We start from the raw sequence: 16,071 nt of genomic DNA on the forward strand, positions 1-16,071 counted from the left end.
TTTCACATTGATTGAGAACATTTTGAGAGGCGGAAAGAAATACTGGCTGCTGATAAGCGGCCTTCTCGTGCTGATGGCGGCAGGCCTGGCTGCCTATCTCGAGCAGTGGAATATCGGTCTGGCCGTGACCGGCCTGAGCAGGGATGTCTCATGGGGCCTGTATCTCGCCAACTTCACTTTCTTCGTTGGCGTAGCCGCATCCGCCGTTATGATTGTCATCCCGTATTACCTGCACAACAGCAAGGAATTCCGCCGCATACTTATACTGGGAGAGTTCATGGCCGTAGCGGCCTGTCTGCTGGCCATTACTTTCATTCTGGTTGACCTGGGACAGCCGGCCAGGGTATTTAATATCATTCTTTATCCTACGCCCGGCTCGGTTATTTTCTGGGATGTCGTGGTGCTATCAGTCTACCTGCTGCTCAACATGGTGCTGGGGTGGGTGGCGCTGGACGCCGAGTACAAAGAGGTTGCTCCGCCGTCATGGTTGAAGCCCGTGGCAATCGTATCCGTAGTCTGGGCTGTCAGCATACACACCGTCACCGCATTCATTTACGCCGGGCTGGCGGCACGTTCTTTCTGGCTGACCGCTCTGCTGGCGCCCCGCTTTCTTGCCTCAGCTTTCGCTTCCGGCCCCGCCCTCCTGATATTGATTGCACTGATCATGAAGAGGTGGGGCGGATTCGATCCCGGCGACCAGTCGCTGGACAAGGTGGCTAAAATCGTGACGTACGCCATTATCATCACCGTCTTCTTCCTGCTGTTGGAGATCTTCACGGTTTTCTACAGCCAGGAGCCGGACGCTATGTCCCACTTCCAGTACCTGTTATTTGGATTGGACAACCATTACGGCCTTGTACCATGGCTATGGACATCGGTCATTCTGGCCTGCGCCGCCATTATCCTGCTGGTCATACCTTCCATGCGAAAAAACCAGCTCACACTTGCGTTGGCCTGTGCAGCTGTTTTCATCTCCATCTGGATCGATAAAGGCCTGGGGCTGATTGTGCCGGGTTTTATACCGACACCTCTGGGAGACATTACCGACTATACTCCCACCTTGCTCGAAACAGTTATAACTATTGGGGTATGGTCGATGGGCGGTTTGATACTGACTCTGCTGCTCAAGGTGGTGCTGGGTGTCAGGCAGGGACAGCGCTGAACGACATCTCTTTGACAAATAATTATCCGCTATAGATAATGGAGCTGTAGATATGTATCACCCTTTAAACTCCATACCTGATGGCAAGAGGTTGAAGGCTTTCTTGTGGCTGCTGGCTGCGACCATAGGCATTACCATCGTATTCCGCTTTATCGGCCCATTCAAACCGACCATCGTTGACTTCGAACTGGCCGGCAGCGTGGAGAAATCATCGGCCATCATCGGGGCATGGGACACGCTGGCCAGGCTGCAGACCTGTTTCAACCTGGGCTTCGATTACCTTTATATGCCCGTATATTCAACTACCATCGCCCTTGCCTGTGTGATGGGCGCCGGCGTTATCGCGCGCAACGGCTGGAAGAATCTCGGTACACTGTTGGCCTGGGGCTTATGGCTGGCAGCTATACTCGATGCCGTGGAGAACTACGCCCTCATCACCATGATGTACGGCAGCCCGGTGGCCCCGTATCCCCAGATCGCCGCATACTGCGCAGCCTGTAAATTCGGCCTGATTCTTGTCGGTCTGCTATACGCCCTTATCTCGCTTATCGTTTATCTGATCAAACTCTCCCGAATAAAGCTTGTGCCGCTCAAATAGGCCTTACCTAAATCTATATGCCATAAAATCCGGGCACAAAAACCACCGCGGCCATCCGTGCGCAAGAAACCCTTTACAGCTGCCGAATTCATATTGCGGCGTAACTGTGCAGTCCCCCGAAGAATAAATTGCCGAAGAATGTAAGGAGCACTGCCAGGAAGCCGGCTACCAGAAACCAGGCGCTATGGGAGTCCCTCCAGCCGAGTATCCACCTCGTGAGAAAATAGAATGCGTAAATCAACCAGGTCACCAGCGCGGCGGTTTCCTTGGGGTCCCAGGACCAGTAGCTGCCCCAGGCGATTTTAGCCCAGATTGAGCCGATGACTATCACCAGCGTCATGAAACAAAACCCGGCCAGGGACGAGCGGTAGCCCAACCGATCGAGAGCAAATAATGAGGGCATGAAAGAAGCTGTGTATCTCCGCCCGACCAGGAGGAGCACACCGCAAACGAATCCCAGGGTAAATAAACCATAGGCAATGACGGCACAGGATACATGCAGCGGCAGCAGCCATGTCTGGTTCAAAAGCAGAGGAAGAGGTTGATGCTGGACAGGCAATGTGAACGCATAGATCAGAATAGCCAGAGTTGTCAGTGCTCCCGCTGCGCTGACCACATCGTTCCTCTGCCTCCATCTGAAAACCAGCACAACCGTCAGCACACCCCAGCCGAAAGAAACGGAGAACTCGTACATGTCCGTGGCGGGAATATGTCCGGCCTGGACGGCATGCACGACCAGTGAAACAGTGAGCGCCAGCCAGGCGACCAACATAACAGGCAGAGAGTAACGGGATACTGCCAGGTCCAGCGGGCTTTTATTAAAATAAACGGAGATGAACCCCCAGACATAGAGAATTAAGGCAAGCTGCAGGGCGACCAGCGTGGTCACGAACGTGAGTGTTTCAATCTGTCCCATAACCATTAAAGTATATACAAATCTTTTCACCGCTGTATGTTTCTGTTGACAGCAATTAAGTGATATTGTATAAATGGGTTTAGGGCCGGGCAATGCAAGGTGAGGGAGGTGATTGATTTAACAATTGTACCATTATTAATTTCAAACTTCGTTCGTCTTTTTATTAGTTAACAGTTAAGGAGGTGAGAGGTTGCAGAAGATTGATTGGTCATCGATATGGACCAGAGAGGATTGGTGGGCGTGTTGGCTGGGATTCGTCATCCTGATTCTGGCTATGATCGGCATTCTGCCCGCCGGCCCCAAGTTCGGCACGTGGGCAACGATCGATAAAGCTTTCCCTTCAGGCATCGCAACTATCTGGGACACACTGATCCTGTTGATCATACTGGCCGTACTGTGTTTGATCGGCCTGATCTTTATGAAAAAGGATATCAAGCGTTTTGTCCCCGCCTTCATCGTTATCTTTGCGCTTGCCTGGCTGGCGGTTTTCATCGGTAAGCAATCCGTCATCAATGCCTGGGGCCTGGAGTATGTCATCTGGGCACTGATCTTCGGTCTGCTTATCAGCAATACGATAGGCCTGCCCGGCTGGCTCAAACCGGCCGTGCTGACCGAGTATTATATCAAGATCGGCCTGGTCTGCATGGGCGCGACCATACTTTTCTCCATTATCCTTAAAGCGGGCGGCGTGGGCATGCTGCAGGCCCTGCTGGTAGTGGCCGCAGTATGGTTTTTCACTTACTGGCTGGGCAGAAGGTTCGGGATGGCCGAACGCTTCTCCAGCACCATGGCTACGGGTGTCTCGATCTGCGGTGTATCAGCTTCCATAGCCGCGGGTGGAGCGGTTAAGGGCGACCCCAAAGAAACCAGCTACATCATAGCCTGGCTGCTGGTAGGCGCAGTGATCATGATAGTGGTAATGCCCCCCATTGCCAAGGCCGTCAGCATGCCGACCAACATGGCCGGGGCATGGCTGGGCGGCACCATCGATAATACCGGCGCAGTAGTAGCTGCAGGCGAGGTGATGAAAAGCAAGGCATCGCTCGACACGGCCGCCCTGGTCAAGATGGCGCAGAATATATTGATAGGATTCGCTGCCTTTTTGCTGGCGGTATGGGCGACTTTAAAGCTGGACAAGAAGTCCGCCAGCGAACGTCCCTCCTTCATGGAGATCTGGTACCGCTTCCCTAAATTCATCGTCGGGTTCATCATCGCCTCTCTAATAGCATCCTTATTCATCGAGCCCGTCATGGGAACCCAGGCCACTAAAACAATCACCGGCCTGATGACAACCTATCGCACATGGTTCTTTGCACTGTGCTTTGTCTGCATAGGCCTGGAGACTAACTTCAAAGAGCTTCTTTCAGTCGGCGGCGGCAAACCGGCGGCTGTATACTGGATCGGGCAGACGTTCAACGTAGTGTGGACCCTGCTGATCGTCTGGCTCCTGTGGTCCGGCACCTTTTTCATTCCCCCCATACTTCCCGATTAACTCAGTCAAACGTTGTGGGAGGAACCGGCAGCCGGTTCCTCTCACAATACTTGTATCGCTATAAGGTCAGAGCCCATGCAGCTTATAGCAGCCCCGGCACTGTGCCGGCGCTTGCGGCATGTCCATCGAGACGGCAGACAGGGACTGCCCCTCCAACCCCTGCAATATTTTACGTGCACTGCGTATACCGGGCAGAGTTAGAAAAGCCATCGATTCGGCTGCATTTAATCTCGAGTATTTATTTCGCCGGTCGAATACAATCCTGAACTGCCGTGCCTTTTCACCATTGAAGACACGATTCAGCCCGTCATCCACATTTCCATAAACATACCGGTCGACCGAACTGCTCCTGTTCCAAAATACCCTGGGAATCTCACCTTCTACAGGCATCGAAAGGTAAACGCAGGGGGATATATCTCCCCTTACTGTCACGAAAACGTTGCGCAGTGGATCGTCGCTGCATACCGGTAAATTCTCAAGAGGCTCGAGCGGAGAGACATATACCGGTATACCTCGCTTTTTCCCCCTTATCTCTGCTTCCCTGACTATATCGTGCAGTTGAGGATCGGCTGTCAGTGCGAAGGCTTTGAGGGAATCGGCGTCTTTATCAGACAGATAATCAAGGTTGGGGGCGATCACCCTGTCCGCTTTAAGCTCCGCCGCCAGATCAACCAGCTCAGGCAACTCTGCGATATTCGGCTTCATCATCTGCATGACGAGATGAATATCCGGGTGAGACCTGGCAGCGCTTAACCCGGAGATATTCTTACAGATTTGAGTCAGGCTGGATCCTACTCTTAGAGAATCGTGTGTAGTCGACCTGGCTCCAGCCACCGACACCGCTATAAAAGCGAACCCGATCTCGCATATTTGCCGAGCAGCAGCGTCATCCAGGAGAACGCCATTGGTGGTCAGGCTTACCCTGCCACCCCTTGCCCTGATTGCCCTTGCCATATTCCAGATTTCGGAATGGAGCAGCGGCTCCCCCCATCCCTGCAGGTGCACCAGTTCCGTTTTACCGAGATACGGCAGGATCTGCGCAAAGGTATCGCGACTAATATCCCGTGATATCCATCTGTCTTTAAGCAGCGTACGCGGGCAAAAGCAGCACTTTAGCTGGCACCTGGTCGATACCTCTACCTGTATGATGCGAGGCAACATCAGGATTAACCTCCGATCAGAGTATCCACAGGAATTCTAACACAGCACCGGAATCGTCTGCCTCTTCTTTGACCTGCTCGAAAAACGTGTGTTATATTTCGCCCTATGGGCGTGCTGAGAAACATTCTCCCCACAGTGCTGGACACTAAAATAAAAAATATCCTGACCGAGGAAAGAGAGGTGGCTAAAGCAGTGGCTACCGATGTAACCGGCACGATGGCAGTGGGGGTCTGGGATTTCATGCTTCCGCCGCTCTTTGCAATCAATTTGCTCAAACATCACCGGGCGAAAGAGGCCTTTACACTTAATTTCATGTTTACCAAGAAACTGGCGCTGGAAGCAGCCGGCAACATGCTGCAGTCCGGCCTGACCATAACCAATAGTCTGGCAGAGGTGGAGAAAAAGACATCTTCGATCCTGAGCGCCGACCAGAAAGGAGTTTATTCGGAGAAGGTGCGGCTGAAACAGATGCAGGAGATCCGCCTGCTGATCGACCATTATGAAAAGCTGCTTATGTCCGAGGGCAAAACCTACTGCGATATGGTCATGTCCGCATATAAGGACCGGGAATCATTCGATACGTTTTTGCACAGGCTCAGTTCAGCCGAAAAAGACGTCAACCGGGCCGCTTTGCAGATAGTGGGCAAAAGCGCTGAAGCAAAGGACTTTGTCGCCAGGATGGAGGAGTCGGTAAACCAGATACGCAACAGGGATCTGGACAATTATTTTCCTTTACCCGAATAAAGGCCTAACACAGACACGAATTGATATCGTGCGCGGTGCGCTGAATCAATTCGTCCTTCATCGATTCCGTCAGATCGTTGAAATACGCTGAATATCCGGATACGCGCACAACCAGGCCCCGGTACTGGTCAGGATGATCCTTAGCATCGATGAGTATTGCGGGGTCGACCACATTGAACTGCACCTGCATCCCTCCACTGGCGAAGAAACCGAAAATCAACGACTCTATCAATCTATTGCGCGAAGGATCTTTAATCAGCGCCAGGTCCAGTTTTTCGTTGAGAGCATAGCCGTTGGCCACCAGGCTGTTATCTATACACGCTGCTGATGACAGCGAGGCTGTCGGTCCATTCCTGTCACGACCGTTGCAGGGCGATATCCCGTTGGCCAGCGGCTGCGCGGCCCGACGGCCGCCGGGCAATGCGCCTGTACGCGCACCGAAACCCTGATGTGTGGTCATAGACCAGAATCCCGGATAGTATTTTCCCCCTCTCGCGTTGCTGTATCGCGTCAACAGATCAGTGAAAACGCCTGAGACCAGGCGGGCGTAGTAATTGGGCCTTTCCTCGTTTTCACCGTATTTTTGTACCTTGTTTGAGATAATCGCGTTGAGCTCCGGATAGCCTGCAAAATCGGCATCCACCACCCGGGCCAGCTCCTCCAGAGACAGCCTACCTTGATCAAACACGACCTGTTCGATAGCGGTCAGAGCATCCGCAGTATCGGCCAGTCCCACACCCTGGCAGCCGGTGGAATTGTACTTTGCGCCGCCGGCATTGATCTCCATGCCTTTGTCAACACAGCCTTCCACAACGGTGGATAGAAACGGAGTGGGACGATATGCCGCGTGTGTCTGCTCGATAGCATTGTTGCCCTCCGTTGCGCGCCTTATCATGTTCTGGAGCTGAATTCTAAAAGCGCCGACAACGGCTTCCATGTCATGCATCGCTCTGATATCACCGGTCTGCGGGCCAAATTGCAGACCATTGCACTTACCATTATGTAAAGCCAGATGAAGGGCCATGGGGACATTTACAAAGATCGCCCCGGCTGCCGGGAAGCTTTTGCCCGGCACGCCCCATTCCACACAACCGACGATGGAATAATCCTCAGCGTCCTCTTTGTCGATGCCCGACTTCTCCAGCGCCGCAGGAATCTGGTCGTCGTTGAAAAAGGCCGGAAGGCCGCCGCCCTTTTTGAGCACTTCGCAGCACAAATCGGTGAATTCGACGGGAGTGTCCTGATTGATCCTGATATGGAAGTTCGGCTGCCTGAGCCTGACCTGGTCATAAGCCTGCAGGAACAGATAGGACAGCGCGTTGACGCCGTCGCTGCCGTCGGACGTGCGCCCTCCCAGAGTTATACCGGAGGCCGAGGACAGGCCGCTGAAATACTCGGTAGCGCGGTCGAAGAAAAGCGGCAGCAGCTCGCCCGCTTTGGCTATAAAACACCCCAGCAGTTCACCCGCCTGAGTACGGTTGAGCCTGCCCGCTTCAATATCACGCTTATAGTAGGGGAAAAGGTACTGGTCCATGCGTCCGAAAGAGATGCCGTGCTGGAAGTTCTCGTAATGCAGCATGACATGGGTGATAAAAACGCATTGCAGCGCCTCGTAAAAAGTCTCAGCCGGCTCCGCAGGAACTCGGTTAAATATCTCCGCTAATCTCAGTAGCTCCTGTCTTCGAACTTCACTCTCCGTCCCGGCAGCCTCGCGCTCGAGGAATTTGCTCCAGCGCTTACCGTAATCGGCGGCAGCCTCGGCACAGACCAGGGCTGCCTCGTAAAAGGATATTTTTTCGGTGATTTGTGCAGACGGGTTATTCACCTGACCCATATCCGGGCGGACCTGAAGGTCCGCCCCTGCGTGTAGGGATGGGTCTTTAGACCCGTCCGCAACCATTGATTCCAGTTCCGCCCTGGTTTCCTCCAATTTGACTCTGATCTCTCGGGCTATGCCGTTAAATCCCAGCCTGAGCACGCTGGGATAATCCGGGGTAACATGCGAGACTCCCGAGAACTGCGTCAGGATGAAGTATCTCCCTTCCAGCATCGTATTAAACAGGTCGGGATCCTTGCTCAGCAGAGGCGTTAACGCCAGCACCGATCGATTAAACCAGAAAGGAAATATCTCTTTTTCAAGCTCCACCAGTTGAGCGGATTCGATATCCATGGGATTGTGCCTGCGCCCGGATATACCCTTTATCTCCGGCAACATAAGCAGTCCGCCCAGGTCGGGATGTATAGGAGCGCCCACGCGCCAGGCCGACGGATTTCCAGCAATCAGTTCGCGGTCATATACCTTCAGTTCCATATTTTCCAATATGTATCTAAAGGCTTCGGCATAGCGTAAGACGGTATCGCCCCGCGAAACATTGCGCCTCTTGAGCAGCAGGGAATTGATAAAGTTGTTAGCAGCCACCTGCCATCTCTTCTGGGGGATAGATTTGGCTGACTTCTCCAGGCTCCTGCGGTAGAAGCGATATTGAATTGAGGATAGCAGATCATCCAGGATATCCTGCCGGGTATGCCTGCGGAAATAATCGGTCAGCAGGCTGGCCTTCTGGGTGCAAACATGATATGGCGAGTTGAGAATGTCCTCACGCAATCTCTTTAACCGCGGCAGCACTTCCAGCGAGTCTTTCGATGCAATTACGACCATTCCCGTTTCATCCATAGAATGATTTCCCCCTGTCTTAATCCACTGATAAAATTATATTCGGCCGACCGCAGTTATTAAAATATGCAGCTTAATTATAACAGTTTACAAATTATACAAATAATGTATAATTTAACTGTCGACAAATATGATAGGGAGCAGGCATGATTACGCCTGCACATGGTATTATTTAGTATCGGTTTTAAGCTGATTAAGCAATCAGGAGGTGCAGTAAATGGCGGACAAGGACACACCTTTAATCGACAACCTCGAAAGCGGCCCCTGGCCCAGCTACGTGAAAGAGATCAAGCGGGCTGCCGAGAAGAATGCAGCGGCAAAAGACCTGCTGGGAGTACTGGAATTATCGTTTAAGGATCGTATAACTCACTGGAAGCACGGCGGTATTGTGGGAGTGACCGGCTATGGCGGCGGTGTGATCGGACGCTATACAGACGTGCCTGACAAGTTTCCTAACGTGGAAATGTTTCACACTATGCGTATCAATATGCCTTCCGGCTGGTTCTACACAACCGATGCCCTGCGTAAAGTCTGTGATATCTGGGAGAAGTACGGCAGCGGTTTGACTAACTTCCACGGCTCCACAGGAGACATTATACTGCTTGGCACCGATACTAAGAGCCTGCAGCCGTGTTTCGACGAATTAACCGAGGCCGGTTTCGATCTGGGCGGATCAGGTTCAGCATTACGTACTCCCAGCGCCTGTGTTGGACCTGCTCGTTGTGAATGGGCTTGCATCGATACACTGGACATCTGCAACAACATGACACAAGAATTCCAGGATGAGTTGCACCGTCCAAGATGGCCATATAAATTTAAAATCAAGGTATCGGGCTGTCCCAATGATGGCGTTGCTGCCATAGCCCGGGCTGATTTCACTATCATAGGCACCTGGCGCGATACTTTGCGTATCGACCAGGATGAGGTACGCAAGTACGTTAAAAACGGCCTGGATATTAAAAACATCGTAATCGACAAATGCCCGACCAGAGCGCTGGACTGGGATGAGAAAGGGAAGAAGCTCAACCTGAGGGCCGCCGATTGCGTACGCTGCATGCATTGCATTAACAAGATGCCCAAAGCGCTGAGGCCCGGACTGGATAGAGGCGCCACCATCCTGATAGGCGGCAAGGCCCCTATTATCAAGGGCGCTTACCTGTCATGGGTGCTGGTCCCCTTCATGAAGATGGAGCCTCCCTATGATGAGGCCAAGGATCTGCTGCGCAAGATATGGGAATGGTGGGATGAGAACGGACGTACCCGTGAGAGGGTAGCGGAATTAATTGAGCGCCTCGGAATGCGCGCTTTCCTGCGGGCAGTTGGTATTAAACCCTCACCGCAGATGGTCTACAAACCTCGATCCAATCCTTATGTATTCTTTGACTAAATATTTTTAAGGAGCGAAGAGATGGGCAAAAGCGATATCGGTCCCCCGGATTTCAGGAAAATGCTCCCCCCTGTGATCAAGAAGAACTACGGGAAATGGAAGTATCACGAGATAGTTAAACCAGGTGTACTCAGACACGTTTCCGAAACGGGCGACGAGGTCTGGACGGTAAGGGCAGGTTCTCCCAGGCTGGTCAGTATCGATTTTATCCGCGACGTCTGCGATGTTGCCGATAAATACTGCGATGGGCACCTGCGTTTTACCAGCAGATACAACATTGAATTGATGACTCCCAAGAAAGACAACGTGGAGCCCATTATTGAAGCGGTCGGGAAACTCGGACTGCCGGTGGGCGGTACAGGTAAATCTATCTCTAACATCGTGCACACGCAGGGATGGGCACACTGCCACAGCGCAGCCACCGATTCCTCCGGCCTGGTCAAAGCCATTATGGACGAGCTCTATCCATATTTCACCAGCATGAGTCTGCCGGCCCGTGTGCGTGTGGCTCTGGCCTGCTGCATTAATATGTGCGGCGCGGTGCATTGTTCGGACATTGCCATTGTGGGTATCCACACTAAACCCCCTAAGGTTGATAATTCCAAGCTGAGCGCAATGTGTGAGATACCCACCACTATGGCCGCCTGCCCTACCGGCGCCATCCGGCGACATCCCGATACCAATGTTAAAGGCCTCGTGGTCAATGATGAAAAATGCATGTATTGCGGCAACTGCTTTACGGTATGCCCGGCTATGCCCCTGGCCGATGCCGAGGGAGATGGCGTGGCCATCTATGTTGGCGGCAAAGTCTCCAATGCTCGCCACGCGCCCATGTTCTCACGATTGGCTATACCTTACATTCCCAATAATCCACCCCGCTGGCCTGAGGCTGTGAACGCCATTAAAAACATCATCGAAGTCTATGCTAAGAATGCCACGCCGGAAGAGCGCATGGGCGAATGGATTGAGCGCATTGGTTGGGAGACCTTCTTTAAGCTGACGGGCATAGAGTTTACCGAGCACCACATCGATGATTTCACCCACGCAGTGGACACCTACCGCACCACGACGCAATTTCGCTGGTAAGGAGGCTAAGCCATGACAGAAGGAGTAACCGAAGAGCTCAAGGAAAAGATCCTCAAGTACTTATCGACTACCAATAAGGCCAAGAACCGCGATGTCGCAAGAGCGATCGAAGTTGATAAGCCGCTTGTGGACAAGGCCATCGGTGAACTGGCCAAAGAGGGCAAGATAGAATACTTATATCTTGAAACCTCTTATATCAAACTAAAAGATTGAGCGCAGTACAGGTTTATGTCAATAGCATCTCTGATGATAGCGGCCCCCCAGGGGCGTTCAGGCAAGACTACTATTTCCATGGGCCTGTGTGCTGCACTGCGAAAAAGGGGTTTGAAGGTTAAACCATTCAAAAAAGGGCCCGACTATATTGATCCGTCGTGGCTGACAGCAGCTGCGGGACACATCTGCGGTAACCTTGATCCCTTTATGTTCGGCGAAACTACATTGAAGCAGGCATTCACGAGGGGCTGCGAGAACATGGATATTGCCATGATCGAGGCCAGCATGGGCCTTTACGACAGCTCCGGCGAGGATGGAATAGGCAGTTCGGCCTGGCTGGCCAGGCTGTTGAAAGTGCCGGTGATACTAGTAGTCAACGCCGCACGCATGTCCCGCAGCGCTGCCGCCATGGTTTCAGGTTATATAAACTTCGAGCCTGATACCGGCATCGCAGGGGTGATCCTTAACAATGTGGCAGGCCAACGACACAGAAACAAACTGATCACGGCCATTGAAAAACACTGCGGAATACCGGTGCTGGGCTGCGTTCCTTCAGATAAACGCCTTGCCCTTGAGGAGCGCCACATCGGCATAGTTCCATTTATCGAGCAGGATGGCTCAGCAGGTAAAATCGGAAAGGCCTGCGCCATAGTTGAAAATAACGTTGATGTCCAACAAGTTCTCGATCTTGCTAAAGCTGCTGCAAAAGGTATATCTGCGGACGGCAAACAAGTTGATATCATTTCGCACACTGCAGCATCGAAACAATCTCCCATGGCAAACGTCGATATCGGCGTACTTTATGACAGGGCTTTTTCTTTCTATTACCCGGATAACCTGGAGGCCTTGCAGAACGCCGGCGCCCGGCTTATTTTCATCAATTCATTTACAGATAATCTTCCGGATGTGGACGGCCTTTACATCGGCGGAGGTTTCCCCGAGCTTTACGCTGCTCAACTTGAGGCCAACGCCGTCTTGAGGAGAGATATAGCCAGAGCTGCACGGCAGGGATTGCCCATCTATGCTGAGTGCGCTGGATTGATGTACCTGTGCCGCGCCATCATCAAAGATAATCGGCGTTACCATATGGCAGGTATATTCGATCAGGAAGTGGAAATAATCGCCAGGCCACAGGGTCATGGTTACATGGTAGTGGAAGCCAGAAAAGGCAACCCCTATTTCCGCCCGGGCGCCATCCTTAAAGGGCATGAGTTCCATTATTCCAGGTTGATCGGTTATAAAGCGTCGAATGCAAAGTTCGAAGTAATACGCGGACATGGTATCGACGGCCGTACTGATGGAATGGCAATTAACAACACCCTTGCCACATATCTACATTTACATGCGCTGTCGGCGCCCGGCTGGGCAGACGATTTTGTCAACCTTTCTCTATCACATAAAATGAAGCCGGTCAAAACATTAATATAAAGTGGAGGAAAGGCCATGATTACAGTTTGCCCGGTTTGTAAAACCGAGATTGAAGATAATAAAGCCCGGGGTACCAGCGAACTGGACGGTAAAACCTACTACTTCTGCTGTAAGGCCTGTAAAAAGCAATTCGATGAAGCCCCGCAGCAATACGCAGATAAAAAATAGCTTGGAGGAAAAGAATAATGCCCATTGTAACACTCGGCGGACAGCAAATCGAGGTTGATGAGGACGGTTTCATCCAGGAGCCGGATAAATGGAATAAGGATGTGGCGGAGGACCTGGCTAAAACCGAGGATGCTTATCCCATGAACGAAGACCATTGGAAGGTCGTAAATTACCTGCGCAACTACTTTCTTGAATTCGGTATTGCGCCACCCATCCGCATGGTAACCAAGCAGACCGGCTTCGATCTGAAGACCATCTACAAGCTATTCCCGGGAGGGCCTGCCAAAGGTGGCTGCAAAGTTGCGGGACTACCAAAACCCACCGGCTGTGTATAAAGTGGATTACCTATGTGGCTTTTGCTGCTTACCTATTGCTGCCTGCTGACCTTCATAAGCGGGATTGTCTGGAGGGTATATAAATACGCTTCCCTACCCGTCCACCTGCGCTGGGAGCTTTACCCGGTTGCACATGAGATTGGTAGACCTTATGGCGGGTCATATCTTGAAGACGAGGATTGGTGGCACCGGCCGCGTAAAATTAACCTGTTGGGCGAATCAACCGTATTTCTTCGGGAGATTGTTTTCTTTCGGGAGTATTTTTACAGCAACCGGAGATTCTGGAGCTTCGTATATCCCTTCCATCTCGGACTATTCCTGCTGCTGGTCTGGATACTGATGCTCGTAGTAGGGTCAATCCTTGCTCTAAACGGATCCCACATATCCTCAACATCGCCTTATTTCGGGATTCCGCTTATTTACTACCTTACTCTCATATCCGGTGTCGCCGCCTTTATACTGGGCATCTTCGGTACTATCGGGTTACTGATAAAGCGGTCTTACGACGAAGACCTGAGAAATTACACCGCGCCCATCGATTACTTCAATCTCACAGGTATATTGCTGGTTTTCCTGACCGGCCTTCTTTTCTGGATTATCGAAGATCGGTCATTCGATACAGCCCGGGGCTTTATTCAGGGTTTAATCACGTTCAAACCCACCGCAATTGGTCTGCTCATGACAATCAGCATAGTGCTATCATGCCTGCTGCTGGCTTATATGCCGTTTACGCGCATGATGCACTATGTAGCCAAATATTTCACCTACCACAAGGTGCGCTGGGATGATGAACCGAATAAACCCGGCACCGGCCTGGAGAAGAAACTGCAGGCACAGCTTGATCAGACGACCCACTGGTCGGCGCCCCATATCCATACAGGACAAAGCTGGTCCGAGCAGGTTCAGAGCAGCGGCGCCACCGACAAAACAGAGAAATGAAGAAAAAAATAACGCTCAGAGATATCGGCAAGATTGAAGGCCGGATGGTCGACATCGATAAGGCCGACCTTTCCCATCTGCCTGCTCCCCTTGATGATCCTGCTGATGAACCGGATATCAAGCAATTAACAGGGGAACAACAGGCCAGATACGATACTTCGCTCGACGGGGTATCAGCTATCGGACTGGTAAAACCGCAGAACAAACAAGAGGAAGAGGAATTTGTCAGGAGATTCATCGCCGGCCTGAAAAAACTGCTGTCAAAAGAAAACAACTGGACCTTTCTCCAGCCGCTGATGCTTTCGCTGGAGAACTGCGCTAAATGCCAGAACTGCTCGGAAGCATGTCCGGTTTTCACCGAAAGCGGCAGGCAGGAGATCTACCGTCCCACTTACCGGGCCGAGGTTTTACGCCGCATCATCCGAAAATATCTCAAGAAAGAGGGCAAACTACTCTCTAAATTCACCGGCAGCGACATCGACCTCAATTATAAAACCATCGCCAGGCTGGCGGAGCTATCATATCGTTGTACACTCTGCCGCCGATGCGCGCAATCATGTCCTATCGGTGTGGACAACGGCCTGATCACTCATGAGCTGCGCAAACTGTTCAGCCAGGAGATGGGTATAGCGCCCAAAGAGCTGCATCAACTTGGCACCGTCCAACAATTAAAAGTCGGGTCAAGCACGGGAACTTCACCCAAGGCGCTGGCCAGCTTCATCAATTTCATCGAAGGCGAGATTGAGGAGATAACCGGTAAACCTATCAGGATACCGGTGGATAAGAAAGGCGCCGACATATTATTACTGCATAATGCCGGCGAGTTCATATCGTGGCCGGAGAATATAGAGGCCTTCGCCATAATATTTGCAGCGGCGGGCATAGACTGGACGCTTTCCAGCAGCCTGGTAGCCTATGATGCGGTCAATTATGGTGTGTGGTATGACGATATCCAGCTGGCGCGCATCGCAGCCCGACATGCACAGGCAGCCAGGGACCTGAAGGTTAAACGCATGATGGTCGGGGAATGCGGACATGCTCACAAGGCCATGCTCGTAGTATCGGATCGTGTATTGACCGGCGATCTTAATATACCCCGCGAGAGCGCTATACCATTGCTTGAGGACATTGTCTTAAACGATAAGATCAAGCTGGACAGGTCTAAAAACAACTTCCCTGTAACCCTGCATGATCCCTGTAACCTGGTACGTCTGAGTGGAATCGTGGAGCCGCAGCGACGAATACTGAGAAAAATATGCCCTGATTTCCGTGAGATGGAGCCGCACGGCGTGGATAATTACTGCTGCGGCGGTGGCAGCGGTTTCGCTATCATGGACTCAAATAACTTCTCGGATTGGCGAGCGGCGGTCTCAGGCCGTATGAAGCTAAAACAGATACTCACGGTATTTCGTGATGTTATGAACCCCGATATGCACAAATACGTGTGCACACCCTGCTCCAATTGCAAGGGGATGATACGTGATTTGCTCTCACGCTATAAGCTCACAGAAAAACACGGCATTCATTACGGCGGACTGGTTGACCTCATAGCCAACGCCATGCTGGAAGTAAAAGGTCAGTTCATCAACTGGGAAGAAGCATAGCGCCAAAACTTAAAAAAACAGTGGAATCGCTGTTAAAGCTGAAAACTGCATATTTCTAAGTGTAGAGTCATATCACCCCAACCCACACAGGCCATGCCTTCCATTTACCAAACTGTTAAAATGTATCGAGGATTAGCCCGTAGCCTAACTATATACCAATATCA

The 16,071-nt window shown here is 51.8% G+C and carries 15 protein-coding genes; 12 read left to right on the top strand and 3 right to left on the bottom strand.

All coding sequences use genetic code 11. The features are described from left to right. The first annotated feature begins 7 nt into the window (after positions 1-7). Positions 8-1,162 carry an NrfD/PsrC family molybdoenzyme membrane anchor subunit gene (gene nrfD, locus WC359_09975; GenBank protein ID MFA5400756.1) on the top strand — a complete coding sequence of 385 codons (1,155 nt, stop codon included), beginning with the start codon at positions 8-10 and terminating at the stop codon, positions 1,160-1,162. A 52-nt stretch (positions 1,163-1,214) separates the two neighbouring features. Further along, positions 1,215-1,760, top strand: a complete 546-nt coding sequence (locus WC359_09980) for a hypothetical protein (protein ID MFA5400757.1) — start codon at positions 1,215-1,217, stop codon at positions 1,758-1,760. An 88-nt stretch (positions 1,761-1,848) separates the two neighbouring features. Here WC359_09980 and ccsA read toward each other — a convergent pair whose 3' ends face one another. After that, positions 1,849-2,706 carry a cytochrome c biogenesis protein CcsA gene (gene ccsA / locus WC359_09985; GenBank protein MFA5400758.1) on the bottom strand — a complete coding sequence of 286 codons (858 nt, stop codon included), beginning with the start codon at positions 2,704-2,706 and terminating at the stop codon, positions 1,849-1,851. Positions 2,707-2,866: 160 nt separating this feature from the next. On the opposite strand from ccsA, the gene WC359_09990 reads away from it, so the two are divergent. Further along, positions 2,867-4,168 carry a putative sulfate exporter family transporter gene (locus tag WC359_09990; protein MFA5400759.1) on the top strand — a complete coding sequence of 434 codons (1,302 nt, stop codon included), beginning with the start codon at positions 2,867-2,869 and terminating at the stop codon, positions 4,166-4,168. A 66-nt stretch (positions 4,169-4,234) separates the two neighbouring features. Here the strand turns inward: WC359_09990 and WC359_09995 are convergent, their stop codons facing one another. Beyond that, complete coding sequence (locus tag WC359_09995) at positions 4,235-5,329, bottom strand: radical SAM/SPASM domain-containing protein (protein MFA5400760.1); 1,095 nt, start codon at positions 5,327-5,329, stop codon at positions 4,235-4,237. 105 nt (positions 5,330-5,434) lie between these two features. Between WC359_09995 and WC359_10000 the strand changes: the two genes are divergently transcribed. Beyond that, positions 5,435-6,073 carry an NF038143 family protein gene (locus WC359_10000; protein MFA5400761.1) on the top strand — a complete coding sequence of 213 codons (639 nt, stop codon included), beginning with the start codon at positions 5,435-5,437 and terminating at the stop codon, positions 6,071-6,073. A gap of 4 nt (positions 6,074-6,077) precedes the next feature. On the opposite strand, the gene WC359_10005 is transcribed toward WC359_10000, so the two are convergent. Further along, the gene (locus WC359_10005; GenBank protein MFA5400762.1) at positions 6,078-8,747 is read right to left on the bottom strand and encodes a pyruvate formate lyase family protein; all 2,670 of its coding nucleotides are present in this window, start codon (positions 8,745-8,747) and stop codon (positions 6,078-6,080) included. Between the two features lie 217 nt (positions 8,748-8,964). On the opposite strand from WC359_10005, the gene dsrA reads away from it, so the two are divergent. From dsrA to WC359_10045, 8 genes are read left to right on the top strand one after another with little or no spacing between them, the layout of a single operon-like run. Beyond that, positions 8,965-10,134: a dissimilatory-type sulfite reductase subunit alpha gene (gene dsrA / locus WC359_10010; protein MFA5400763.1), complete on the top strand. Its 1,170-nt coding sequence runs from the start codon at positions 8,965-8,967 to the stop codon at positions 10,132-10,134. A 21-nt stretch (positions 10,135-10,155) separates the two neighbouring features. Beyond that, positions 10,156-11,220 carry a dissimilatory-type sulfite reductase subunit beta gene (dsrB, locus tag WC359_10015; GenBank protein MFA5400764.1) on the top strand — a complete coding sequence of 355 codons (1,065 nt, stop codon included), beginning with the start codon at positions 10,156-10,158 and terminating at the stop codon, positions 11,218-11,220. 12 nt (positions 11,221-11,232) lie between these two features. Continuing rightward, on the top strand, positions 11,233-11,433 hold the full coding sequence (locus tag WC359_10020; protein MFA5400765.1) for a hypothetical protein: 201 nt from the start codon (positions 11,233-11,235) through the stop codon (positions 11,431-11,433). Positions 11,434-11,448: 15 nt separating this feature from the next. Further along, positions 11,449-12,861 (top strand): cobyrinate a,c-diamide synthase, encoded by a 1,413-nt coding sequence (locus tag WC359_10025; GenBank protein MFA5400766.1) that lies wholly within the window; start codon positions 11,449-11,451, stop codon positions 12,859-12,861. 15 nt (positions 12,862-12,876) lie between these two features. Next, on the top strand, positions 12,877-13,029 hold the full coding sequence (locus WC359_10030; GenBank protein ID MFA5400767.1) for a YHS domain-containing protein: 153 nt from the start codon (positions 12,877-12,879) through the stop codon (positions 13,027-13,029). 17 nt (positions 13,030-13,046) lie between these two features. Continuing rightward, positions 13,047-13,364 carry a TusE/DsrC/DsvC family sulfur relay protein gene (locus WC359_10035; GenBank protein MFA5400768.1) on the top strand — a complete coding sequence of 106 codons (318 nt, stop codon included), beginning with the start codon at positions 13,047-13,049 and terminating at the stop codon, positions 13,362-13,364. Between the two features lie 12 nt (positions 13,365-13,376). Next, positions 13,377-14,303: a respiratory nitrate reductase subunit gamma gene (locus tag WC359_10040; protein MFA5400769.1), complete on the top strand. Its 927-nt coding sequence runs from the start codon at positions 13,377-13,379 to the stop codon at positions 14,301-14,303. Further along, positions 14,300-15,907 (top strand): (Fe-S)-binding protein, encoded by a 1,608-nt coding sequence (locus tag WC359_10045; GenBank protein MFA5400770.1) that lies wholly within the window; start codon positions 14,300-14,302, stop codon positions 15,905-15,907. The genes WC359_10040 and WC359_10045 overlap by 4 nt, the downstream gene beginning before the upstream one ends. The last annotated feature ends 164 nt before the right edge of the window (positions 15,908-16,071 follow it).

The sequence above is a fragment of the Dehalococcoidia bacterium genome (genome assembly GCA_041653995.1).
Taxonomy (GTDB): domain Bacteria; phylum Chloroflexota; class Dehalococcoidia; order GIF9; family UBA5629; genus CAIMUM01.